This is a genomic window from Erwinia mallotivora (genome assembly GCF_000590885.1).
GTDB lineage: Bacteria > Pseudomonadota > Gammaproteobacteria > Enterobacterales > Enterobacteriaceae > Erwinia > Erwinia mallotivora.
The window spans coordinates 13,800-37,427 of the sequence record NZ_JFHN01000045.1 but is presented as its reverse complement, the minus strand read 5'-3'; the positions used below and the strand labels follow the sequence as shown (position 1 = coordinate 37,427).

At 51.2% G+C, this 23,628-nt stretch carries 21 protein-coding genes; 8 read left to right on the top strand and 13 right to left on the bottom strand.

Features of this window, described 5'->3' with window-relative positions; translation table 11 throughout:
• The first annotated feature begins 9 nt into the window (after positions 1-9).
• Positions 10-1,428, top strand: a complete 1,419-nt coding sequence (locus tag BG55_RS08985; protein WP_034936705.1) for a glutamate synthase small subunit — start codon at positions 10-12, stop codon at positions 1,426-1,428.
• 90 nt (positions 1,429-1,518) lie between these two features.
• On the opposite strand, the gene sspB is transcribed toward BG55_RS08985, so the two are convergent.
• From sspB to zapE, 5 genes are all read right to left on the bottom strand, one after another.
• Entirely contained in the window at positions 1,519-2,016 is a 498-nt protein-coding gene (sspB, locus tag BG55_RS08980; RefSeq protein ID WP_034936702.1) for a ClpXP protease specificity-enhancing factor, read from the bottom strand.
• A gap of 5 nt (positions 2,017-2,021) precedes the next feature.
• Entirely contained in the window at positions 2,022-2,663 is a 642-nt protein-coding gene (sspA, locus tag BG55_RS08975) for a stringent starvation protein SspA (RefSeq protein ID WP_034936699.1), read from the bottom strand.
• 316 nt (positions 2,664-2,979) lie between these two features.
• Positions 2,980-3,372 carry a 30S ribosomal protein S9 gene (gene rpsI / locus BG55_RS08970; RefSeq protein ID WP_016190582.1) on the bottom strand — a complete coding sequence of 131 codons (393 nt, stop codon included), beginning with the start codon at positions 3,370-3,372 and terminating at the stop codon, positions 2,980-2,982.
• A 15-nt stretch (positions 3,373-3,387) separates the two neighbouring features.
• Positions 3,388-3,816 (bottom strand): 50S ribosomal protein L13, encoded by a 429-nt coding sequence (rplM, locus tag BG55_RS08965; RefSeq protein ID WP_034936694.1) that lies wholly within the window; start codon positions 3,814-3,816, stop codon positions 3,388-3,390.
• Between the two features lie 244 nt (positions 3,817-4,060).
• Entirely contained in the window at positions 4,061-5,188 is a 1,128-nt protein-coding gene (gene zapE, locus BG55_RS08960; protein WP_034936691.1) for a cell division protein ZapE, read from the bottom strand.
• A gap of 187 nt (positions 5,189-5,375) precedes the next feature.
• Between zapE and zapG the strand changes: the two genes are divergently transcribed.
• From zapG to degS, 3 genes are all read left to right on the top strand, one after another.
• Positions 5,376-5,780 carry a Z-ring associated protein ZapG gene (gene zapG / locus BG55_RS08955; RefSeq protein WP_034936689.1) on the top strand — a complete coding sequence of 135 codons (405 nt, stop codon included), beginning with the start codon at positions 5,376-5,378 and terminating at the stop codon, positions 5,778-5,780.
• Between the two features lie 122 nt (positions 5,781-5,902).
• The gene (gene degQ, locus BG55_RS08950; RefSeq protein ID WP_034936687.1) at positions 5,903-7,282 is read left to right on the top strand and encodes a serine endoprotease DegQ; all 1,380 of its coding nucleotides are present in this window, start codon (positions 5,903-5,905) and stop codon (positions 7,280-7,282) included.
• A gap of 76 nt (positions 7,283-7,358) precedes the next feature.
• Positions 7,359-8,417, top strand: a complete 1,059-nt coding sequence (gene degS, locus BG55_RS08945) for an outer membrane-stress sensor serine endopeptidase DegS (RefSeq protein ID WP_034936684.1) — start codon at positions 7,359-7,361, stop codon at positions 8,415-8,417.
• Positions 8,418-8,460: 43 nt separating this feature from the next.
• Here degS and mdh read toward each other — a convergent pair whose 3' ends face one another.
• Positions 8,461-9,396, bottom strand: a complete 936-nt coding sequence (gene mdh, locus BG55_RS08940; RefSeq protein ID WP_034936682.1) for a malate dehydrogenase — start codon at positions 9,394-9,396, stop codon at positions 8,461-8,463.
• Between the two features lie 439 nt (positions 9,397-9,835).
• Here mdh and argR point away from each other — a divergent pair, with 439 nt between their 5' ends.
• From argR to yhcN (BG55_RS08925), 3 genes are all read left to right on the top strand, one after another.
• Entirely contained in the window at positions 9,836-10,306 is a 471-nt protein-coding gene (argR, locus tag BG55_RS08935; protein WP_034936680.1) for a transcriptional regulator ArgR, read from the top strand.
• Between the two features lie 916 nt (positions 10,307-11,222).
• Positions 11,223-11,486: a peroxide/acid stress response protein YhcN gene (gene yhcN / locus BG55_RS08930; RefSeq protein ID WP_034936678.1), complete on the top strand. Its 264-nt coding sequence runs from the start codon at positions 11,223-11,225 to the stop codon at positions 11,484-11,486.
• Between the two features lie 120 nt (positions 11,487-11,606).
• The gene (gene yhcN / locus BG55_RS08925; protein WP_034936676.1) at positions 11,607-11,870 is read left to right on the top strand and encodes a peroxide/acid stress response protein YhcN; all 264 of its coding nucleotides are present in this window, start codon (positions 11,607-11,609) and stop codon (positions 11,868-11,870) included.
• A gap of 92 nt (positions 11,871-11,962) precedes the next feature.
• Here yhcN (BG55_RS08925) and BG55_RS08920 read toward each other — a convergent pair whose 3' ends face one another.
• From BG55_RS08920 to aaeX, 5 genes are all read right to left on the bottom strand, one after another.
• Positions 11,963-12,232 carry a barstar family protein gene (locus BG55_RS08920; protein ID WP_034937359.1) on the bottom strand — a complete coding sequence of 90 codons (270 nt, stop codon included), beginning with the start codon at positions 12,230-12,232 and terminating at the stop codon, positions 11,963-11,965.
• Positions 12,233-12,284: 52 nt separating this feature from the next.
• The gene (locus BG55_RS08915; RefSeq protein WP_034936673.1) at positions 12,285-13,736 is read right to left on the bottom strand and encodes an NAD-dependent succinate-semialdehyde dehydrogenase; all 1,452 of its coding nucleotides are present in this window, start codon (positions 13,734-13,736) and stop codon (positions 12,285-12,287) included.
• 120 nt (positions 13,737-13,856) lie between these two features.
• Positions 13,857-15,815 carry a p-hydroxybenzoic acid efflux pump subunit AaeB gene (gene aaeB / locus BG55_RS08910; protein WP_034936670.1) on the bottom strand — a complete coding sequence of 653 codons (1,959 nt, stop codon included), beginning with the start codon at positions 15,813-15,815 and terminating at the stop codon, positions 13,857-13,859.
• A gap of 4 nt (positions 15,816-15,819) precedes the next feature.
• Entirely contained in the window at positions 15,820-16,752 is a 933-nt protein-coding gene (gene aaeA / locus BG55_RS08905; protein WP_034936668.1) for a p-hydroxybenzoic acid efflux pump subunit AaeA, read from the bottom strand.
• 7 nt (positions 16,753-16,759) lie between these two features.
• Positions 16,760-16,963 (bottom strand): p-hydroxybenzoic acid efflux pump operon protein AaeX, encoded by a 204-nt coding sequence (aaeX, locus tag BG55_RS08900; RefSeq protein ID WP_034936665.1) that lies wholly within the window; start codon positions 16,961-16,963, stop codon positions 16,760-16,762.
• A gap of 271 nt (positions 16,964-17,234) precedes the next feature.
• Between aaeX and aaeR the strand changes: the two genes are divergently transcribed.
• Positions 17,235-18,152 (top strand): HTH-type transcriptional activator AaeR, encoded by a 918-nt coding sequence (gene aaeR / locus BG55_RS08895; protein WP_034936662.1) that lies wholly within the window; start codon positions 17,235-17,237, stop codon positions 18,150-18,152.
• A gap of 33 nt (positions 18,153-18,185) precedes the next feature.
• Here aaeR and tldD read toward each other — a convergent pair whose 3' ends face one another.
• Together tldD and yhdP are read right to left on the bottom strand one after the other, a co-directional pair.
• Complete coding sequence (tldD, locus tag BG55_RS08890; protein WP_034936661.1) at positions 18,186-19,631, bottom strand: metalloprotease TldD; 1,446 nt, start codon at positions 19,629-19,631, stop codon at positions 18,186-18,188.
• Between the two features lie 194 nt (positions 19,632-19,825).
• Entirely contained in the window at positions 19,826-23,626 is a 3,801-nt protein-coding gene (gene yhdP, locus BG55_RS08885; protein WP_034936659.1) for an AsmA2 domain-containing protein YhdP, read from the bottom strand.
• Positions 23,627-23,628: the final 2 nt, after the last annotated feature.

Here is a 23,628-nt window from a genome sequence, read left to right as displayed (position 1 = left end):
GAGGTCACGATGAGTCAAAACGTATATCAATTTGTCGATTTGCAGCGTGTCGACCCACCCAAAAAACCGCTCAAGATCCGCAAAATTGAATTTGTGGAAATTTACGAGCCGTTTTCTGAAAGCCAGGCTCAGGCACAGGCCGATCGTTGTCTTGCCTGTGGCAATCCTTACTGCGAGTGGAAATGTCCGGTCCATAACTACATACCTGACTGGCTGAAACTGGCCAATGAAGGGCGGATCATTGAAGCGGCAGAGCTGTCACACCAGACCAACAGCCTGCCGGAAGTATGCGGACGAGTCTGCCCTCAGGATCGTCTGTGTGAAGGTTCCTGTACGCTAAATGCAGAGTTTGGCGCGGTGACTATCGGCAATATTGAGCGCTATATCAATGATAAGGCGCTCGAAATGGGCTGGAAACCTAACCTCGATGGTATTAAGCCAACCGGTAAACGTGTGGCCATCATCGGCGCGGGTCCTGCTGGTCTTGCCTGTGCCGATGTGCTGACCCGCAACGGTGTGAAAGCCGTGATCTACGATCGCCATCCTGAAATTGGCGGTCTGCTGACCTTCGGCATTCCGGCATTCAAGCTGGAAAAAGCGGTGATGACCAAACGCCGCGAGATCTTCTCTGGTATGGGCATTGAGTTCAATCTGAATACCGAAGTGGGCCGGGACGTGCAGATGAGTGACCTGCTGACAGATTTTGATGCCGTGTTCCTCGGCGTCGGGACCTACCAGTCAATGCAGGGTGGACTTGAAAATGAGGAGGCAGACGGCGTTTACGACGCCCTGCCATTCCTGATTGCCAATACCAAACACACGATGGGTTTTTCCCACTCAGCAGAAGAGCCATACATTTCGATGAATGCGAAGCGCGTGGTGGTGCTCGGCGGGGGTGATACCGCTATGGACTGTGTGCGCACTTCGGTTCGTCAGGGAGCCACTCACGTCACCTGTGCTTATCGGCGCGATGAGGAAAATATGCCAGGTTCACGCCGTGAAGTAAAAAATGCGCGTGAAGAAGGGGTGGAGTTTCAGTTCAATGTGCAGCCGCTGGGAATTGAAATTAACGGCAATGGACGCGTTTCCGGGGTGAAAATGGCCCGCACCGAGATGGGCCAGCCCGATGCAAATGGCCGTCGGCGTGCCGAAATCATTGCAGGCTCAGAACATGTTGTGCCAGCCGATGCGGTAGTGATGGCGTTCGGGTTCCGTCCACACGCAATGCCGTGGCTGGAACAGCATAGCGTCGAACTTGATTCACAGGGCCGCATCATCGCGCCTGAAGGCAGTGAGAATGCTTTTCAGACCAGTAATCCAAAAATTTTCGCCGGTGGTGATGCCGTACGCGGTTCCGATCTGGTTGTTACCGCAATAGCGGAAGGACGAAAAGCAGCAGAAGGGATTATGGACTGGCTGGAAGTCTGAAAGAGAATCAGGGGTTATTGAGCATAAAAAAGCTCCGTATATTACGGAGCTTTTTTTAGCCGGAAAAAACGTCGCGACCGGTTGGCAATGCTATTTCACAACACGCAGTGCCGGACGTCCACCACGTGGTGGAGGCTCGTCGTCGGGACCATCATCATCAGGCTCGCTGTCATCGGGACGATCACCGTCAATCACCGACATCATCGACTCTGTTGATCCATCCGCCTGTGAGGATGGGTACTCTTCTCCGGCATTTTCATAGACCGGCTCGGGTTCGAACATCGTCCCTGCACCATTTTCTCTGGCATAAATCGCCATAACAGCAGCCAGAGGCACAGTAACCTGACGCGGCACACCACCGAAACGGGCATTGAAGGTAACTTCATCATTACCCAGTTGCAGATCGCCTACGGCTCGCGGGGCGATATTTAATACGATCTGACCATCCCGCGCGTACTCCAGCGGCACCATTACACCAGGCAAATTAATGTCCACCACAAGGTGAGGTGTCAGCTGATTGTCCAGCAGCCAGTCATAGAGCGCCCTGAGCAGATAAGGACGGCGGGCAGTAAGTTCAGATATTTCCATCTTAATCAGCCCCGCGTTTGCAGGCGCATTTCACGTTCCGCTTCAGTCAGGGAAGCCAGGAAGGAATCACGCTCAAAGACACGTGTCATATACCCTTTAAGCTCTTTCGAACCCGCACCGATCAGTTCGATACCCAACTGTGGCAAACGCCAGAGCAAAGGAGCAAGGTAGCAGTCCACGAGGCTAAACTCTTCACTCATAAAGAACGGAGTACGTGAGAACAGTGGCGCTATCGCCAGCAGCTCTTCCCGAAGCTGTTTCCGTGCAACTTCTGCTTCCTGATCGTTGCCATTTTCAACTTTACGCATCAGGCTGTACCAGTCCTGCTCAACACGGTGCATCATTAAACGACTTTCCCCACGGGCAACCGGATAGACAGGCATCAGTGGGGGATGCGGAAAACGCTCATCGAGGTATTCCATAATGATACGAGATTCGTACAGCGTCAGTTCACGATCAACCAGCGTCGGGACAGTACGGTACGGATTGAGGTCGATCAGATCCTGAGGCAGATTGTCCATTTCTACCTGCTCGATCTCTACGCTGACACCTTTTTCCGCCAGGACGATACGCACCTGATGGCTAAAAATGTCAGTCGGACCAGAAAACAGCGTCATTACCGAACGTTTGTTGGCAGCGACAGCCATGTAAACCTCCAAGTTTATCCAGAAAATTACTGCGCAAGCCCGTCATGAGATGACGGTTGTGCTTAATAAAAGCCATTAACAGAGACGAGTCCCGAATCCATCTTCACAGGCAGACTCATATCAGTGCCCTGCGATGCGGGCGCAAAGTGACAGTCAGTTTACCAGATTTTAAACAACTTGTGGGGGCAGGAATAAGGATTTGCCATGAAAATGGCCAGAGTTGTCGTGATCTTACGGCTTGCTCAGAAGCCGAAAAGAAAAAGCCCGGTGCTGACACCGGGCTTTTCGATAATTGATGCTGCCGAAGCAGTATAAATTAACGTTTGGAGAACTGTGGACGGCGACGTGCTTTACGCAGACCCACTTTCTTACGTTCAACCTGACGAGCGTCACGAGTAACGAAGCCAGCTTTACGCAGTTCGCCACGCAGAGATTCGTCGTACTCCATCAGAGCGCGGGTGATACCGTGACGGATCGCACCAGCCTGACCAGAGATACCACCACCTTTAACAGTGACGTACAGATCAAATTTACCAACCATATCCAGCAGTTCCAGCGGCTGACGAACTACCATGCGGGCAGTTTCACGACCGAAGTACTGTTCCAGAGAACGTTGGTTAATAACGATGTTACCACTGCCCGGCTTGATAAAGACGCGAGCGGTAGAGCTTTTGCGGCGACCAGTGCCGTAGTTTTGATTCTCAGCCATTGCCTGTAATCCCGATTAAATGTCAAGAACTTGCGGTTGCTGTGCCGCATGGTTGTGCTCATTGCCCGCGTAAACTTTCAGTTTACGGTACATAGCACGACCCAGCGGGCCTTTTGGCAGCATGCCTTTAACCGCGATTTCAATCACACGCTCAGGACGGCGAGCAATCATCTCTTCGAAGGTCGCTTGCTTAATACCACCGATGTGGCCGGTGTGATGGTAATAAATCTTATCGTTACGCTTGTTACCTGTTACAGCAACTTTATCAGCGTTAAGAACGATAATGTAATCACCGGTGTCAACATGCGGAGTGTATTCCGCTTTGTGCTTACCGCGCAGGCGACGAGCCAGTTCAGTCGCTAAACGACCTAAAGTTTTGCCTGCCGCGTCAACAACATACCAGTCACGTTGTACGGTTTCTGGCTTAGCTGTAAAAGTTTTCATCTAAAAGCTTACCCAAATATTAGTTACACGTTGGTGAAAACCCAAACGCTTGAATAAACGGTTGAGGCTCACACGACCATCTTGACCAGTAAGCCACCCCCTCGGATAGCGTTACCGGAACACAAAGAGTTTTAGGAAAGAAACCTTTGTTGTAACGTGGGGTCGCAAGATTATAGAGAAGTCGCTCACAAAGCGCGACCCCTTTTTTCAATAAAATCTTTCCCCATCCGCTGTTTTTTTCATCTCAGGGTAAATGGGGCAACTTCAGGTACTCTTCGCTCTGCATCTCCTGCAATCGCGAAACACAACGCTGATATTCAAACCTGAGTTTTGTCCCCTGATAAATTTCATAAAGCGAGGCCTCAGCAGAAACCACCAGCTTGACATGCCGTTCGTAAAACTCATCCACTAACGCCAGAAAACGTCTGGCCTGATCTTCAGTTTTATAGATCATCACCGGCACATCAAACAGCAGTACGCTATGGAAACGTCGGGAGAGTTCAATGTAGTCATGCTGACTACGGCCTTCACCACATAAGGTTTTGAAGTCCATCGCTACTACGCCATCGGCTACGCCCAGCGTGGGCAACGTGCGATGGTTAATATCCAACTGAGGTTTGTCGGTGCGCTTCTTACCACTGAGGGCAGTGAACATCCTTTCCATTTCCTGCGACGTCGTCTGGTTCAGCGGCATCATCCATAAGTGGGCCGAGGTTAAAGTGCGTAAGCGGTAATCAATCCCGGCATCGACATTCATCACCTCACAATGTTGTTTGATTAGCGCTATGGCGGGCAAAAAACGTGCACGCTGTAAACCATTGCGATACAGCTCATCTGGTGGAATATTAGAGGTGGCCACCAGGGTTATTCCTCTGGCAAACAGCGCCTCCATCAAGGTACCAAGCAGCATCGCATCAGTAATGTCCGAAACAAAAAACTCATCGAAGCACAGCAGATCGGTTTCACTTTTGAAACGATCTGCCACAATTTGCAGAGGGTCGCTTTGACCCTGTAATGCGGTGAGTTCCTGATGAACACGTAACATGAAGCGGTGAAAGTGTAGCCGCTGCTTACGCTCTCCAGGAATTGACTGAAAAAACATATCCATCAGCCAGGTTTTGCCTCGCCCCACGCCTCCCCACATATACAGGCCGCGAACTGGCGTCTGCTCTCGCTCTTTTCCTTTGCCAATCAGCTTATTTAATTTGCCAAAAAGTCCTGTTCCTGAAGAAGGGGCGACAGGCGTAAAGCGGGTCAGGCTCTGGTATATGTTATCCAGTCGGCTGACCGCTGCATGTTGAACATCGTCGGGTTGATATTCACCACTTTCCAGCGTCTTTTGATAAAGCGCCAGAGGAGACATCGTTTGCATAATTTATTCACATTCCCTGAAATATTTGGAACGTCAGGTGGTTAATTGTCGAAAAAAAGGCCGTTCCACACTAAGCGATACAGCCGCAGGATTCCACTTCCATCAGATTAGCGGTTATAGTGACTCACAGTGAACTGGCAACAGCCAGGTGACCCTACGGAACAACGAAGACAACACGGGAGTTATTATGACCTGGGAATACGCGCTTATTGGTTTAGTAGTTGGATTGGTTATCGGCGCGCTGGTAATGCGTTTTGGTAACAGAAAGCTGCGTGAACAGAGAAGCATGCAATACGAGTTAGAAAAAACCAAAGCTGAGCTGGCGGACTATCGTGAAGAGTTAACCAGCCATTTTGCTCAAAGCGCCGAACTGCTCGACAACATGGCACGAGATTACCGCCAGCTTTATCAGCATATGGCGAAAGGTTCGAATGACCTGTTACCCAATCTACCTGGTGAGAAAAACCCATTTGCTTACCAGTTGACTGAATCTGAAGCCGATAACGATCAGGCTCCTGTACAGATGCCTCGTGATTATCCCGACAGTGCATCTGGCTTGCTGCGTGGCGAAAGACGCTCGCACGATAAATAAGATGGGTTAACGAAAATCCGGTACTTTTGCGCCGCTGGTCCAGTGCCAGGCACTGTGCCAGCAGGCATCCGTCAGTCATTACAGTTTTGTCCCCCCTTACATGTAGCGAGAGCGGCCTGGCAATGAAGAAAAAATCATTACTGTTAAGCGCATTAGCATTGAGTACCGGCCTGAATCTGGCCGTCGCACCCGTGGCAATGGCTACGCTTCCCGCACAAATTCAGGGGCAACCGATGCCAAGTCTGGCTCCGATGCTGGAAAAAGTGCTGCCCGCCGTGGTCAGTGTCCATGTGGAAGGGACTCAGACACAGGCTCAGGCCCAGGACATCCCGGAGCCGCTAAAACGCTTCTTTGGTCAGCAGGGACAAAGTGGTGAAGAAGCGCAACCGCAACCTTTTGAAGGTCTGGCTTCAGGCGTGATAATCAATGCTGAAAAAGGTTATATTCTGACCAACAACCATGTCATCAGTGGGGCAGATAAAATCAGCGTTCAGCTAAGTGATGGCCGTGAATTTGATGCCAAATTGATTGGGCACGATCAGCAGACGGATATTGCATTGATCCAGATAAGCGGCGCCAAAAACCTGACACAGGTGAAAATTGCCGATTCAGACCAGTTGAAAGTGGGAGATTTTGCCGTTGCCATCGGCAACCCTTTCGGACTGGGGCAGACTGCCACCTCCGGTATTATCTCCGCTCTGGGACGCAGCGGCCTGAATCTGGAAGGGCTGGAGAACTTTATTCAGACTGATGCCGCAATTAACCGGGGTAACTCCGGTGGTGCTCTGGTCAACCTTAACGGCGAGCTGATCGGCATTAATACCGCCATACTCGCCTCTTCAGGCGGTAACATCGGAATTGGTTTTGCCATTCCGGGTAATATGGCAATGAATCTGGCGCAGCAATTGATTGATTTTGGCGAGGTAAAGCGCGGCCAGTTGGGTATTAAGGGCACTGAAATGACCGCAGAAATGGCGAAGACCTTTAAGGTCGATGCACAGCGCGGTGCTTTTGTTAACGAAGTGCTCCCTGGCTCTGCGGCAGCTAAAGCCGGGATAAAAGCAGGCGATATCATTACCAGCCTTGATGACAAACCTGTTGAAAGCTTTGCCGCATTAAGAGTGAAAATTGGCACCACCGCACCAGGTAAAGATGTCCGGGTCGGTCTGTTACGTGACAGTAAGCCGCTGACAGTCACCGTCAGACTGGATGCCAGCACTCAGACCGCCACCACTCTTGAGGAGATAGCACCGGCACTTCAGGGCGCAACGCTGAGCGATGGTGCCGCGAAGGACGGCACTAAAGGAGTCAGTGTGGATACCGTTGATAAATCCACCCCAGCTGAGCAATCCGGGCTGCAAAAAGGGGATGTCATTGTGGGCCTGAACCGCTCTCCTGTCGGAAATCTGGCCGAACTGCGTAAACTTCTGGAAGCAAAACCACCGCTGATGGCGTTAAATATTATTCGCGGCGATCAAAACATCTATCTGCTTTTACGCTAAATCATCAAGCGGACACCTGCGTGTCCGCTTAACTCATGTTATCCTGCCTGTGTTCATTCACTCACCGTTTAAAGCCATGATCCCTAAACTATTGCGTTCAGTGCTAATTGGCCTGGTTGTGGCAGGCATTTTGCTGATTACCGTTCCGGCATTGCGAATTGGCAACGATTTTTTTTCGTACAAAGATGGCAGCCAGGATCAGATGCCTGTCAGTTATAACCCGGCGGTGAGACGTGCAGCGCCAGCGGTAGTGAATGTTTACAATCGTAGTGCTAATGCCTCTGCTGAAAATCTGGAAATTCGCACACTCGGCTCCGGCGTCATTATGGATAATCGGGGCTACATTCTCACCAACAGGCATGTGATCAACGATGCCGATCAGATCATCGTCGCACTTCAGGACGGACGGATTTTTGAAGCTATGCTGGTGGGATCAGACAGCCTGACTGACCTGGCTGTGCTGAAAATCACCGCGTCTGGTCTGCCCGTCATCCCAATCAATGCCAAACGCACCGCACACATTGGCGATCTGGTAATGGCCATCGGCAACCCTTATAACATTGGTCAGACCGTGACCCAGGGCATTATCAGTGCGACGGGGCGTGTGGGCCTCAGCCCTTCCCGGTATCAGAATTTCCTGCAAACTGACGCCTCGATCAACAAAGGTAATTCAGGTGGCGCATTGATTAACTCGTTGGGAGAACTGATGGGCATTAACACGCTCTCGTTCGACAAGAGTAATGACGGTGAAACACCAGAAGGAATCGGGTTCGCGATCCCTACCGCGCTGGCGGTGAAGATCATGGATAAATTGATTCGTGATGGCCGGGTGATCCGCGGCTTTATTGGTATTAGTGGTCGCGAGATCCCACAAATGCACCGGCAAAATGCCAGTCTGGACCATACCCAGGGGATTATCGTCACCAACGTTGCGCAGGGAGGGCCTGCGGCAAAAGCCGGATTACAGGTCAATGATGTAATTACCTACGTAAATCATAAGCCTGCCGTTTCAGCGCTTGAAACCATGGATCAGGTTGCTGAAATTCGTCCGGGGACGGTTATCGAACTGGAAATTATTCGTAACGATCGAAAAATGACCCTGCCGGTAACCGTACTGGAATACCCGGCAAGTTAATACTCAGATACGGGCCAGAATACATCTGGCCCGATGTGGCAACTTACTTTACGAAATCTTCGCCCAGCTTGATATCTTTTTTCAGCGTATCCAGCATCCCGTTCAGCGATTGCTGCTCATAAGCGCTCAGAGTACCCAGTGGTTTTCGTTCAACAATGCCATTTTTGCCGAGCAGCAGCGGCTGCGAGAAGAAACGAGCGTGCTCACCGTCCCCTTCAACATAAGCACATTCAACAACATTGCTCTCGCCACTCAGCGCTCGTACCAGCGCGAGGCCGAACTGAGCGGCAGCCTGGCCCATTGACAGTGTGGCTGAACCCCCACCCGCTTTCGCCTCTACCACTTCCGTGCCGGCATTCTGAATTCGCTTCGTCAGTTCTGCTACCTCGCGCTCGTTGAGGCTGATGCCGGGGATTTGCGATAACAGTGGTAAAATCGTCACGCCAGAGTGACCACCAACAACGGGTACATTCAAATTTGCCGGATTTTTACCTTTCAGTTCAGCCACAAAAGTATTTGAGCGGATGATATCCAGAGTGGTAACACCGAACAGCTTGTTTTTATCGTAGACACCCGCTTTTTTCAGCACTTCTGCCGCAATGGCAACAGTGGTGTTGACCGGGTTAGTGATAATGCCAATCAATGCCTTAGGGCAGGTGCTGGCGACCTGTTCAATCAGGTTACGAACAATACCCGCATTAACATTAAACAGATCGGACCGGTCCATGCCGGGTTTACGCGCCACGCCTGCTGATATCAACACCACATCAGCCCCCTGTAACGCCGGGGTGGCATCTTCACCACTAAAACCATTAATTTTCACTGCGGTAGGGATATGACTCAAATCGACGGCAACGCCGGGAGTAACAGGAGCAATATCATACAGGGAGAGTTCTGAACCTGCCGGAAGCTGTGTTTTCAGCAGAAGTGCGAGAGCCTGGCCAATACCGCCGGCTGCGCCGAGAACTGCAACTTTCATCTTTAACTCCTTATTATAGTAAACATTAATTGCCGGGGATCCATCTGGTTACGAACACAAACAACCTGAATGGTGGTGCTGAAAGAATTCATTCCGTATGACGTAAGACGCAGAGCACCGAATGAAGTAAGGAGATTGCGCATTATGTCAGGAGGAAAGCACCGTTCATAGCAGCATGCAGACAACGCGCATTTTGGCGTTACATTACACCCACAGCACTTATCAATACAATATCAACTGTATAACATATCGTTCACTTTTCCAGCATTGTAAGGTCATGGCGCATAATTGTTTTTTGCCTTAAATTTTGTCAGACTGCCACTCCCGATGCTATGGATAGCAGCATATCAGTTCATGTTTGCATAAAAATTCACTTGATTGCATAATGATGCAGCACCTCGCCGGGAGTACCCTTTTTCTCATTTCTAGTGGATATCTCATGCGCAACCCTTCAAAACAAGAAGACCTGATTAAAGCCTTCAAGGCCCTGTTAAAAGAAGAAAAATTCAGTTCTCAGGGAGAAATTGTTACGGCACTGGTAGAACAGGGCTTTGAGAACATCAACCAGTCAAAAGTTTCACGTATGTTGACGAAATTTGGTGCCGTGCGGACGCGAAACGCAAAAATGGAAATGGTCTACTGTCTGCCAGCGGAGCTGGGCGTACCAACCACAACCAGCCCACTTAAAAACCTGGTGCTGGATATTGATCACAACGATGCGCTGATTGTCATTCATACCAGTCCGGGGGCAGCCCAGTTGATCGCCAGGATGCTGGATTCACTGGGTAAGCCGGAAGGTATCCTTGGCACAATTGCAGGTGACGATACAATATTTATCACCCCCGCACGCCATATTAATGTTCGTAAGTTACTTGATTCGATTCTTATTTTATTTGAACAAGAATTATAAGTCAGGGCGTAGTGTGCCGCTCATGATTTATTCAGGTATCATGTCTGCCGGTCTTTTAATTTAAATGTTGATATTTCAGGCAGGCACAAGCTTCATATTTAAGGCCAGAGCATTAAATTTATGCTTCGCGAAGACGCCAGTGATATATTCAGTCAGCCGCTGTAGAACAATGATTCAGCCAGCTTAACCGGTTATCACTGCACGGCGAAAGATATTCCACTTCGGTGTTAAGATAATTTACTGCTGTTTGGTGACTGCGTAAATGATCAGCCAGATACTGTTATGCCACTTAATTATTTAGCTAATATTATTGTATTATGAGTCAATATACAGAGCATTGGCATTTATTGTTGAAGGGATATTCTGTACGGCAATAATTGCGTTGCCTGTCCTTTTATTTAATATGCAGTCTGTCCCTCACCGTTCTCTTTTTGATTACAGTAGTTTCATCAATACAACCTCTCCTTCGCTCTCTGGAGGTTTTTGACGGAAACCATCTCAGCTGATCTTCACGGTATTGATGATTTGTTAAGCAAACCCTGTGTGTACTGAAATCGGGGAATTCGCGTCCTGTCTCACTGGAATAGGGTCAGACAAATGAAAATTATTTGTATCTCTGGTTGATAATCAGCTACCGGGAAAGATTAGCTAATAACATGCTCCTAACAGACAGCTGTTATGCGCACAAATGGCTAAGGTTTAATTTTCTCATTATTTACATGCAGTTAACAACGATGTAGGGAGTAATAAGTTTTTATTATAACTAAAAGTTATTAAAGGCACACCAATTGCTTATGTATCTTGATAAAATATTATTAGCAAGCTATTAATTTTTGTCGTTATCAGATCTATACTTCTTTCCGTGACGTAAATCACACTTCATAAAAAGATAAAAATCAATGACGAGGAAAAATTTATGAACATTAAAACTACCATCGCGACATTTAGCGTTCTCTCTGCTCTGTCTTTTGGTGCTCTGGCAGCTAATTCTGTTAATGCTGAACAGGCGCAAAATATGCAATCTCTGGGCACGATCAGCGTCAGTGGAGTCAGCGCCTCACCGATGGACATTCGCGCACAGCTGGATCAAAAAGCTGAAGCTCAGGGTGCCAGTGCTTATCGTGTGATTGAGGCTTACAACAACGGCAATTATCACGCCACCGCTGAACTGTATAAATAATTGTTATTATTTCCGGCAATATTGACGTTGCATCTGTTCTGACAAAAATGGCAACCCCAAGAATAATAAAAGTTTTTTAGCCCTTTCGGTTGCCCCCCTTTTCTTTCTGGAGCATATATTATGAAATTCACAATCGCTGTACTCAGTCTGGCCTCTGTTCTTACTTTTGGTGCAAATGCAGCAAATCTGGTGACAACTCAGCAGGTAGAAAATGAAAACCTGCAATCTGTTGGCACCATTAGTGTCAGCGGAATTGCTGGTGCCCCTGGCGACATCCGTCAGCAGCTTTCACAAAAAGCAGACGAGCAGGGTGCAAAAGCTTATCGGGTGATTGAGGCTTACAATAACGGCAACTACCACGCCACCGCTGAATTGTATAAATAAGCCAGCAACGCCCCGACTCTTCCTCGTCAGCAGACCCGGTCTGCCTTTGACGGCCCTCTGGCCCCGCAATGCGGGGCTTTTTTACGTTTGCCCTAGCGGATGTTGAAACGGAGCTTTCCTTCCAGCTCCTCCTCTGCCTCATCGAAGAGTAAAATCAATGCGCCGTATCGTCTTTTCTGTCCGCTGCCAAGATGGATAAACTCAATTTCCACAGGTAAGTGCATGAATTCCGAGGTAATGGCATCCCACAGACTGTCCAGATCGTTAACTTTTCCACCGGGCAGCGCAAAACGCTCACTGAACTGACGATAGAAATGCATCTGATCAACAATTTCGTCAAAATCAAAGATCTCTGTTCTCATACTGGCCGCTCCATAAGGCAAACGGTCAGGCAGCATTAAGCCACCCGGTGAGTTATAATCCCCCGATATGCAGGGCTTTCACTTCCATAAACTCTTCCAGTCCCAGTACCGACCCTTCACGGCCCAGCCCGGATTCCTTCACACCGCCAAACGGTGCCAGTTCTGTTGAAACAGCACATTCATTGATGCCGACCATTCCGCTTTCCAGAGCGGCAGCAACCCGAAAAACACGTTGCAGATTCTGCGTGTAGAAGTAGGCGGCCAGCCCAAACTCGGTATCGTTAGCCCGACGGATCACTTCATCTTCGTCATCAAAGCGGAAGCAGGCTGCCACTGGTCCAAATGTCTCTTCCTGCGACAGCTTCATTTTTTCGTTCGCCTCGGCGATTACCGTGGGTTGCCAGAAATTGCCCCCAAGCGTATGGGGCGCACCACCAACGACAATTTTCCCGCCATTCGCTACGGCATCCTGCACATGTTCCGCCACTTTCTTCACCGCAGAAGCTTCAATCAGGGGACCAACCACCACCCCTTCTTCTGTGCCGTTACCCACTTTAAGTTTGCCTACCTCTTCAGCCAGCTGGTTAACAAACTGGTCATAGACGGCATTGTGAACATAGAAGCGGTTAACGCTGACACAGACCTGCCCGGCATTTCGGAACTTATTAGCAACAGCCCCTTTGACGGCAGCATCAATATCCGCGTCATCAAACACGATGTAAGGTGCATTGCCCCCAAGCTCCATTGATACTTTCTTCATGGTGTCAGCGGCGTTACGCATCAGCAATTTTCCTACCTGAGTGGAACCGGTAAAGGAAATTTTTCTGACCGCCGGACTATTCATAATTGTTTCGCTGATCGCCTGAGTATCACCGGCAACAGCATTAAGCACCCCGTCCGGTACCCCCGCTTTTTTCGCCAGTGACAGCAGCGCGAAAGCCGAAAGTGGCGTGTTGTTAGCGGGCTTGATGATGCCGGTACAGCCCGCCGCAAGTGCAGGACCCAGCTTGCGGGTCAGCATCGCCATCGGAAAATTCCACGGCGTGATGGCCGCAACCACTCCTATCGGTTCGCGGGTAGCGAGGATCCGCGAGCCCGGTTTTGCCGGAGGAATGATCTCCCCGTTGGCACGTTTTGCCTGCTCAGCAAACCATTGAATAAAACTGGCGGCATATTCCACTTCGCCTTCAGCTTCTTTCACTGGCTTACCCTGCTCTGCGGTCATCAGCCTGCCCAGCCACGCTTTGTTTTCAATAATCAACTGATACCAGCGATAAAGAATTTCACTGCGCTCTTTTGCCGTTTTCGCCCGCCAGGCAGGAAACGCCTTAACAGCGGCATCAATGGCTTGTTTTGTCTCACTTTTACCTGCACGGGCTACCTGAGCAATGACCTCGTTGGTGGCAGGATTCAGTACGTCAAAAGTCGCGGAGCAGTGTTGCCACTGCCCGCCCGCAAGATAGCCGGTCTGGAATAATTCGTTGTCCTGAAGGGAGTGACTCATTGTTTTCTCCTGCATTGTTTGCCCGATGCGGTAAGTATAGATGGCAGCCATGATGACTGTATGAATCCGCAGAACGGTGTCAGCAAAAGTTATGCTGACATCAGGATGATGAGTTATTCGTCAGATACGAATAAGGGTGTTCTGATATTTCTTCAGCATCGTGGCAAGCCGCTGTACCGGTTCGGTGACGCTGAGAGGCGCATCGTAATATCGCAATTTTTCCTGGTAGGTCTCCAGCTCAGCTAACAAGCGTTCGAAGTATTCACGTCGTCTGGCATCACTTCTGGCCGCTATTACATGGTCGGCAGTATGCCGAAGTTGCTTATGAAACGCAGAGAGATCGTCGTTCACTGGAATATCAGCATTGCGCAGGCGCTGATGACCAATAATCAGCGTCAACGCAATACGAAATTTATCAACGTCGCCCGGAAACATGTTCAGCAGCATAAACAGCTGATGGTAGAGGGCTGGCAGATGGTTTTCGCGTCGCCGTGCCTGATTAGTGGTCATCGCCGACACCGCCGCGTACATAAAGCGATTAAGCAGCGTTCTGCCGGTACGGGCCTTACTGTTATCACGGATTAACAGAATCACCAGTATTGCCAGAAAACAGCCAATGGCCTGACCAAGGGCGCTGTCGAGAAATGAACTGACTTTAAAGGTCATTGGATTATCAAGGGTAATAATATTGAGGGTCCCCACCAGCGCGCCCAGCGTACCAATCTGCCGACGCTGGATAAGGATCCCGCCAATAAAAGCCATCACCCCCAGTGCAATACATAGCAACAGCATACTTTGCTGGGTCGCAGGCATGATCACCATGTAATAAAGCGATCCCAGTGGAATCGCGACGATCATGCCGTAGAGAAAATCCTTTGCCATCATCAATGGATTCGGCATACGCATCGCCAGAGCGGTGATCACCGCGATCATCACCATCGCCCCGCTGCCAGACGTCCAGCCGCTCCATAGCCAGAACAGTGAACCGGTCGCCGTCGCGGCAAAGGTACGAAGCCCGTTGATCAGCGCATGACGCGATTCGGCGGAGCGCATTTTTACCACCGGTTCGGCAATAAGAATCTCTTCTTCGATACGGCTGATACTGCTGTTGGTATGAATACCTTTCAACAACAACAGATAACGCGTGGCTGCTCCCACCCAGTTGCCGATAGTCACCGGGGTATTTCTGCTGCCGCTGGCGGTGATAACCCTGCGCATGATTTTCATCCGCTTATGAATATCGCCGATGCTCCCTACCGGTTTCTCAAAGAACAGATGAAACTGCGGCGGAATATATTCCTGCCGGGTATTCTGAATCAGAAAGGTTTCACAGGCCTGGGTGATAAGGGTCAGCGACAGGGTGTTGAGCGCGCGCATACGTCGGTCGATCTTCTGCCAACGGCCCGACTCCATCATCAGGTGGCTGCGCATCACATTCAGTGCAGTAGTACGCCGCACCAGTCCGGTCCAGACTTTATCCACCTCTTCTTTATCACCATGAGCCACGCAAAGCTGCATCAGCTTGTACTGCTCCACCAGCAACGCGTCAATTTCACGATCGATATCCTGTTTAACTGAACGGGGCGAAAACAGCATATCGGCGAGGATAGCGCAAACAATGCCAATGATAATTTCGCTACAGCGTTCGACGGCAAACTGAGGGGCCAGCAAAACCGAGCCATTCGCGTTCACACTGACCACGATAATTAATGCGGTATACCCTGCCAGTCCCAGTGCATAGGAGTTTTCGACTTTAATCAGCGAAGAGAGCCAGACGCAGAAGCCCGCCCAGATACAACACAATAACAGCATCAACGCAGGCGCGCGGATAGTGGCAATCATGATTGCCAGAGCGGCAATACAACCAAGAAAGGTGCCAATAATACGCAACATACCGCGATGGCGTAATGCCCCGGAAAAAGGATCGCCACCTGCCGCAAACGCAGTCCCACCCGCCACAATACAGGCGGTCATCACCGCCCAGCGCGGCGTTTCCAGATTAAAGTGGAAACCAACCAGCAGCGCCAGCAGGATGGCAAAGGTCAGCTTGGCCGGGAATCGTAGACGATGCAGTTGCATGGGCTTAACCAAACTCACGCAGACGCTGCATTAACTTCATTAGCGGCGGCATCTGTTCAGGCTGGCGGTCCTGTGCGCCGGTTACCACTACCGTTGCCGTGGTGCCCGCAGGGTAAAGATTGCCCTGCTGCTGATCAAGACGTATGCGAATTGGTACGCGTTGAGCAAGACGTACCCATTCAAGGTTAGAGTCAATTGTCGCCATACCCTTGCTGTCAACGGTGCTGCTGCTGTTAGTAACACCGGCAGCGATGCTGTCTACCGTACCGTGCAGCACCCGCGTACTTCCCAACGGGGTGATTTCCACCCTGAAGCCAGGGCGCACCCCATGCAGCTTGGTTTCTTCCATATAGGCCTGTACATAAAAAGTATGCTGCTGAACCAGCGCTACGGCGGTAGAACCTCGGGTGATAAATTCACCACGATAAACATTAAGATTGGTAACCCAGCCATCTGCCGGCGCTTTAACGACGGTACGATCCAGATCCAGTTTCGCCGTGTCGCGGGTAGCAACCGCCTTTGCCAGCTGATGTTCACTGGTCTGATAGTCATTATTTGCCTGGTCAATCGCCTCGCGGGACATGGCAGATACCCCCAGCTTATTGCGTCGGGAAGCCTCTCGCCGTTTCTCATTCAGCAACGCCTGGTAGTATGCGACATCCGCTTCAGCTTCATTGAGTGCCTGCTGATAGCGCGGCTGATCGACAACGAAAAGCACCGGATCTTTCTTTACCAGCTGGTTATCCCGCACACGCACATCAGAAATCAGGCCGCTGACATCCGGAGCAATTGCCACCACGTCAGCAGTAAATTTAGCGTCACGGGTCCAGGGTGACTCGGTGTAAAACACCCACGCCCTGAAAATAACGATAACAGCAAGAATGACCAGAATGATGGTGATGGCGAATCGGGAGATTTTTCTAGTTAGCGCTTTCACTGTGACCTCAGACAAACAATCGGGAAACCAGGTAGAACAGACAGCACCACAGTGCTGTATTAAACAATGCGGGGTGCCAGACCAGGTCATAAATCCCGGTAGGGGTCAGCAACCGACGCACCAACCAGAACAACATTAGTGACACAATAATTTCGAAAAATATGGGCGGGAACGAAAGCCCGAATATCACAATAACCGGGAGTACACTCATTTCTTATCCTTGCCAGTACCTGACCGGGCAACCTCTACGCCGAACGCAACTGCCCCTGTGACAGGGTGGCCGTTGGTTTACATGTTGATAATGGAATAACCGACTGGCCGTCTTACTCATCATCACGACGCCTGATGAATAATAGCGTAATCTGCACGGCTTTTTGATGTGTTGAGCAGCAAAGGATTTTTCCGGACGCACTATAGTAACGCGGTTGACTATGTGTTATCTACTGAATGTGATCTAAATCACTTTTAAGCCAGGGTTAATAATGGAAAGACTTAAGGGGATGTCCGTTTTCGCACGCGTCGTTGAATTGGGATCATTCACCGCAGCGGCCAGTCAGATGCAGATGAGCGTATCAGCCGTCAGTCAGATTGTCGCCAGACTGGAAAATGAGCTACAGGTTAAACTGTTAAACCGCAGCACCCGAAGTATCGGTCTGACTGAAGCAGGTAAAATCTACTATCAGGGCTGTCGCCGGATGTTGTCAGAGGCACAGCAGGTTCATGAGCAGCTCTGGGCTTTCAACAACACGCCGGTTGGCACGCTGCGGATCGGCAGCTCCTCAACCATGGCGCAGAATGTGCTGGCAACGATAACGGCAGAAATGTTGCGGGAGTATCCGGGACTGACGGTCAATCTGGTCACCGGTATACCGGCCCCGGACCTGATTGCCGACGGGCTGGATTTGGTGATCCGCGTGGGTGCTCTTCAGGATTCCAGTCTGTTTTCGCGGCGACTGGGAGCGATGCCAATGGTGGTTTGTGCCGCCAAAAGCTATCTCAGCCAATACGGAATGCCCGAAAAACCGGGCGACATCAGCAATTTTTCCTGGCTGGAATACAGTGTGCGGCCGGATAACGATTTTGAGTTAACCGCCCCTGAAGGCATCTCCACCCGTTTGTCGCCGAAGGGGCGCTTTGCCACCAATGATTCACAGACGCTGATCCGCTGGCTGGTTGCTGGCTGTGGTATTGCCTATGTGCCGCTGATGTGGGTAACAGATGAGATTAATGCCGGAAAAATCGAGATTTTGTTTGCCCACTACCATTCAACTCCCCGCCCGGTTTACGCAGTTTATACCCAGAAGGACAAACTGCCCCTTAAGGTGGAAGTGTGTATTAACTATCTGACAGAGTATTTTGACAAGGTTGCCGAGATATATCAGGAGTTTCGGGCAGGGTAAGCGGGGCGTCTGGCGCCCCGTGAAGACAACGGTTCAGGCTGTGCCGCCAACCGTCAGTTTATCCAGTTTAAGCGTTGGCTGGCCGACACCTACTGGCAGGCTCTGGCCTTCTTTACCGCAGACACCGACGCCTTTGTCCAGCGCAAGATCGTTACCCACCATCGAGATTTGCTGCATTGCTTCGATGCCGGAGCCAATCAGTGTTGCGCCTTTTACCGGTTTAGTCACTTTCCCTTTCTCAATCAGGTAAGCCTCTGAAGTGGAAAAGACAAATTTGCCGGAGGTGATATCGACCTGACCTCCGCCGAAATTCGGCGCGTATAAGCCATATTCCACGCTTTCAATAATGTCCTGCGGCGTGGATTTACCTGCCAGCATGTAGGTGTTGGTCATTCTGGGCATTGGCAGATGGGCATAAGACTCACGACGACCATTCCCCGTGGGGTTAACTCCCATCAGCCGGGCATTGAGCTTGTCCTGCATATAACCTTTCAAAACACCGTTTTCGATCAGTACGTTGTATTGTCCGGGCACACCTTCATCGTCAATAGCCAGAGAGCCGCGCAGCCCGTCAAGAGTGCCATCATCGACAACGGTACAAAGCTCAGAGGCCACCTGTTGCCCAAGCTGCCCACTGAACACCGAAGTCCCACGCCGGTTGAAATCACCTTCCAGTCCGTGTCCTACCGCTTCATGCAGCAGAACGCCGGGCCAGCCGGCCCCCAGCACCACTGGCAGCGTGCCGGCTGGTGCGGCAACCGCGCTCAGATTAACCAGCGCCATGCGAACGGCTTCCCGCGCCCAGGCTTCAGCCCGAATTTCTCCTGATTCGTCAGCCAGGAAGAATTCATAGCCGAAACGGCCACCGCCACCGCTGGAACCCCGCTCGCGCTTACCGTCTTCTTCTACCTGAACACTGACTGAGAGCCGGACCAGCGGACGGACATCTGCCGCCAGCGTACCGTCGGTGGCAGCGACCAGCACCATCTCATAAACCCCACTGAGGCTGGCACTCACCTCCTGTACTCGCTTATCAGCCGCACGGGCCGCAGTATCGACCCGATGCAACAGCGCAATTTTCTCTTCGCGGGAAAGGCTTTGTAATGGATCGACCACCGAATAAAGTTGACGATTGATTACCGCCCCAAGCACATGTGACTTCCCGTCGCCCTGCTCACGCACGATGCTGCGGGCAGCATTCGCACTCTGGGTAAGGGCCGCCAGCGTTATCTGGTCGGCATAAGCGAAACCGGTTTTCTCGCCGCTGACGGCGCGAACACCGACTCCCTGATCAATATTCCATGAGCCGTCTTTAATAATGCGATCTTCCAGTACCCAGGATTCATGAAAGCTGGACTGAAAGTAAAGATCGGCATAGTCGAGCTTACGCTCAGACAGCTGACCAAGAAGGGAAAAGAGATCGGCTTGATTAATGTTGTTAGCAGTCAGTAACTGCTCACTTACCAGATTCAGACTCATGTATTCTCGCTCTGTTGGGAGGAGCCAGCCACAACTGGCAACGCACGCCTTTAGTCATACTGTTTCGGCTGGCACCAGGAAGCGTGAACTTCCTTACTGCCCACCCGCTCAGGATAATTGCACCCCGCAAACACGCCAGTAACATCGGGTATGACGGATATACAGCCTGCGGCAATTCTCCGTTGACGTCAAATTCACTTCGCACTCTTCTCACGTGGCTTGCGCAGTACTTCATCAATTTTTGGTTTATCGATGGGACCGGAAATATGGTAGCGCAACACGGAAATCTTGTTCCACAGCGGCCCCAGCACTTTACTGGCGGCAAACACCGCTGCTCCCACCACCGGATTCACCGCAAAAGCTGCCGCTACACCCACAGTGGCTGAAATTTCTGGCGCAACCACCGCTTCCATATTGAGTTCACGTCTGACCAGATCAATTTTTCCCTGCATAGCAATGTCAGCTTCAAGGCCATCCACCAGCAGATTATCAGTATGCATTACCCCTTTATCTATCCAGGCCGTACCGTTGATCGAGTCGTAATAGAACCCCTGACTGAAGGTATCAGTAAAATCGAGGCGTAACTTACGCAATAGCGCATCGACACTGACCAGACGCAGCAGCTGCGCGGCGCGCCCCGTATTCACATCGGCAATCTGACCCGCCCCCAGGTGGGATTTCAGTACCCCACTCAACGTGGATTCAGAAGGTTGCCAGGGTGTTGACTGCCAGTGCAGGTCGTAATTGATATCAAAAGGGGAATCCCGCAGCGGGGTACTCATGCCAAACCAGTCCACGGCGTCGTTAATTTTTTTCCCGCTCAGAACGCCTTTGACTGCCGTGCGCTGTGCTCCAGGGCGATTGACCCACTCTCCTGCCAGGGTCAGACGGGCGCTGCCGGTATCAACAAGACCATTTTGTAGCGTCAGCGTGTCGCCGCTGTGAGTCAGATTGCCCTGTATCCGCCCGAAATTCTGCCCCCGTAACCAACACTGATCACAGGTGAGATTGAGCGCAGGCCAGCTGCGGAAATCAACTGAAGTCTCCGCAGGGGGCAGAGAAGAGGCGCTTTCACCAGTGGACCACTGTGGGTTGTAATAAAGATAGTTGAGATGTGCCAACCAGGCTGAATGCGCGTTCATCTGTAACTGCCCGGCAATCTCCTTCCCTGTTACCTTGATCTGCATATCTCCGGCGACCGTCTGATTCAGGGTGGCATTGAGGTCATGCCACTGCTGTCCGCCTAAGGTCAGTGCCGGCGTCCGCAGAGTGATATCACCCGGTAACCTGGCACGGCTATCAGCACTCCGATCGCTGCCAGCTGCACCTCCCAGCAGAGCAAGCCAGGCCTCTCCATCCAGCGGCGGCAGATTGAGGACCATGCCGTTCGATTCAGGTAATGCCGGGATCTGGGAGGCATCGTTCTCCCAGATGCCCCGCTCAACGCGCAGTTGCTTACCCAGCAGCCACTGGCTGTTAAAACGGTGACTGCCACCAACAACGCCACTCAGGTTAAAGGTATGGAGATTGCCTTTGGCGCTGATTTTAACCGGCAGAGCGGCGCCTTTTTTCTTCTCCAGCGGTTCAGGTAAGTGACTGCTTACATCCGTTAAGTCCCCGCTGAGGGTTACCTGATAGTCGGCTCCACCGCCGTGAGGCAGATTAACTGACACGTTACTTTGCCAGCCTGCGCTGCCATTCAGTTTTTCGCGAACAGCAACAGGGACCACTTTCATATCACCAGGTCGCCAGTTACCCTCTAAATCAACCCCAATCTGATAGTTTTTTTCACCTTCCTGAGTGTTAAAACTGACGTTGATCGGCTGACCAAACCAGCTGCCCGTAAGCGCCCCACTTTGCAGATTGCCATTGTCATAGGTAAAACGCCCGGCCAGCTGTTTAATCGTGCTGTTAAGCGGCTTTATAAACAGCTGATTGTTTTTGAGATTAACATCACCTGTGGCCCTGACCTGTTCACCATCAAGCGGGATATTAAGATGCAAGTGACCACTTACATCTCCACCAACCTGGAGTTCATCCAGCGCTGCACCCAGCGTATCCTTCAGCGGTGTCTGGTTGAAATAGCTGCCGACGTCCGTCCCTGCACCACTGATATCGCCATCAATGATCAGCTTTTCTTTCAGGTAGTCCGGAATCACTGCTGAAATATTTTTGCCCTGCACATTCCCCAGCATGGTCCGATCGGCTTTCATAAACAGCCCGTCATTAACAAAGTCCAGGTTAATATCCTGGTTCTCAAGATCGGGCCAGCCAGGCTGGAACTGATAGGTTGCCTGTTTCAGAGGCACAAAGACCTGAAACAGCCCCTCATTGTTTTTGAATGGGAACAAGTGCGGATTACCGGCAAAAATCAACGAGGCATTCTGCACCTGCCCCCCTTTAATCGCGCCACTGAGATAGTTAACCAGCGTGGTGCCCATCAGCGGCTCAGGAAAATAGCGCCAGGCATCTCCGGCGTCAGTGACGTTAATTCCAGCCAGAATATTCAGTACTGGCTCACTGTTTTCACTTTGTGACCAGTTGAAATCACCTCTGCCCCACAAGGAACGTGCCCGGACGTCGAGGTTATGACCGGCCAGTTTCAGGTGATCAGCGTCGTATTGCCAGTTGAGCGCGCCGCTGGCCTGCTGAATTTCCAGCGGAGCACGAAACATGTCGCCGTAGGGCAGGCTGGCGTTTTTAAGCACAAAGTCCAGCCGCCCGTCAGCTATGCTGCCACTGGCGGATCCATTGAGATGTTCCATGCCTGGCAACAGCTCCCAGTGCTGCCAGCCCAGATCTTTCCAGCGAGCCTGAAAGCGGCTTTTCTCCGGTTGCTGAACCGGAACATCCACTGCCAGCGACTGAATCTGTCCACGCGGTTGCAGGGAACGCCAGTTATCCAACAGCCCGGGAGACAATCTGGAAAAGAGCGGGATAAGCGCGTCCAGACGCTCCAGTTGCAGGTTCGTCGCACGAACACGCACTTCCTGCTGATGATCCGGGCCAGGCAACAGGCTGTCTTCCGGCAGCCATAACAGCGAAAACATGCCTTCAGGCCAGGGCTGTCCATCGGTAATAAGATGGGTTTGCGGAACGTCAATACGCCAGCCACCGTTGAATCGGGCGATGTGGGCAGTAAGAGGCTTGATGGTTAGCTGGTGGGATTGCTTATCACCCTGCCACTGAGCTTTCCCTTCAGAGAGTGCGATATCACCATCATATATATCGCCCTCTTTCAGACTCAGCCAGCCAGCGAGGCTGAAACGGGCACTTTTCAGTGAAGTATTATTGCGCATCCACTGCCCCAGCCAGGGTTTCAAATCGACATCATCTGCCCGCATCCATGCCCGGCCAGTATCCAGATAGCCGCTGGTATCACTGAGATCAAGACGAACCTGAACCACCCCATGTTGTCCCGTAAAGCTGGACAGGCTGACCAGCCCTTCAGCCCGGTGACGATTTTTTTCATTCAGCCAGGTGAGCTGTGGAATATCCAGCCTGGCCCGCTGACCGGAGGGCGTGACGAAACTTATCTGGCTCTCGCGCAGATCAAAATGGTCAAACTGGCGGAGGAAAAGATCGCTCAACTGGCCCGGCCTGAGTTGCATTTTATTGTTGCTCTCAGCAAACAGCGGGGTGTTGGTTTCCAGATTGAGGTTGTAAAAGACAAGATTACGAAACTGCCAGCGAAAATGCAGTAGCGACTGCCAGACATCCAACGCCAGCGTCACCCGACCAACGTTCAGTTCACCCTGGTCATTCAAACCGATACGGATGTTTTTGATATCCAGTACCGGACCGAAGTTTTCCCATTTTCCGTTCAGCTCACTGAACTGCACCGGCACACCGGTCACCTGAGAAGCCCGCTGCTGAATGCTTTCGCGCCAGCTGTTCATGTGCGGCATGACCAGGCGCAGACCACTGACCAGCAACGCGATAATAACCACAATGCCTGTTGCGGTGAGTAGCAGGATCCCCGGCAATCGCCTCACAA

Excerpts from the sequence above, each read along its gene's own strand:
- zapE (WP_034936691.1), bottom strand. The coding sequence starts at position 5,188 with ATGCAAACGATGTCTCCTCTGGCGCTTTATCAAAAGACGCTGGAAAGT.
- yhcN (WP_034936676.1), top strand. The coding sequence starts at position 11,607 with ATGAAATTCACAATCGCTGTACTCAGTCTGGCCTCTGTTCTTACTTTT.
- aaeB (WP_034936670.1), bottom strand. The coding sequence starts at position 15,815 with ATGCAACTGCATCGTCTACGATTCCCGGCCAAGCTGACCTTTGCCATC.
- argR (WP_034936680.1), top strand. The coding sequence starts at position 9,836 with ATGCGCAACCCTTCAAAACAAGAAGACCTGATTAAAGCCTTCAAGGCC.
- BG55_RS08985 (WP_034936705.1), top strand. The coding sequence starts at position 10 with ATGAGTCAAAACGTATATCAATTTGTCGATTTGCAGCGTGTCGACCCA.
- degS (WP_034936684.1), top strand. The coding sequence starts at position 7,359 with ATGATCCCTAAACTATTGCGTTCAGTGCTAATTGGCCTGGTTGTGGCA.
- rplM (WP_034936694.1), bottom strand. The coding sequence starts at position 3,816 with ATGAAAACTTTTACAGCTAAGCCAGAAACCGTACAACGTGACTGGTAT.
- mdh (WP_034936682.1), bottom strand. The coding sequence starts at position 9,396 with ATGAAAGTTGCAGTTCTCGGCGCAGCCGGCGGTATTGGCCAGGCTCTC.
- tldD (WP_034936661.1), bottom strand. The coding sequence starts at position 19,631 with ATGAGTCTGAATCTGGTAAGTGAGCAGTTACTGACTGCTAACAACATT.
- BG55_RS08920 (WP_034937359.1), bottom strand. The coding sequence starts at position 12,232 with ATGAGAACAGAGATCTTTGATTTTGACGAAATTGTTGATCAGATGCAT.
- aaeX (WP_034936665.1), bottom strand. The coding sequence starts at position 16,963 with ATGAGTGTACTCCCGGTTATTGTGATATTCGGGCTTTCGTTCCCGCCC.
- sspB (WP_034936702.1), bottom strand. The coding sequence starts at position 2,016 with ATGGAAATATCTGAACTTACTGCCCGCCGTCCTTATCTGCTCAGGGCG.
- sspA (WP_034936699.1), bottom strand. The coding sequence starts at position 2,663 with ATGGCTGTCGCTGCCAACAAACGTTCGGTAATGACGCTGTTTTCTGGT.
- BG55_RS08915 (WP_034936673.1), bottom strand. The coding sequence starts at position 13,736 with ATGAGTCACTCCCTTCAGGACAACGAATTATTCCAGACCGGCTATCTT.
- yhcN (WP_034936678.1), top strand. The coding sequence starts at position 11,223 with ATGAACATTAAAACTACCATCGCGACATTTAGCGTTCTCTCTGCTCTG.
- rpsI (WP_016190582.1), bottom strand. The coding sequence starts at position 3,372 with ATGGCTGAGAATCAAAACTACGGCACTGGTCGCCGCAAAAGCTCTACC.
- degQ (WP_034936687.1), top strand. The coding sequence starts at position 5,903 with ATGAAGAAAAAATCATTACTGTTAAGCGCATTAGCATTGAGTACCGGC.
- aaeR (WP_034936662.1), top strand. The coding sequence starts at position 17,235 with ATGGAAAGACTTAAGGGGATGTCCGTTTTCGCACGCGTCGTTGAATTG.
- zapG (WP_034936689.1), top strand. The coding sequence starts at position 5,376 with ATGACCTGGGAATACGCGCTTATTGGTTTAGTAGTTGGATTGGTTATC.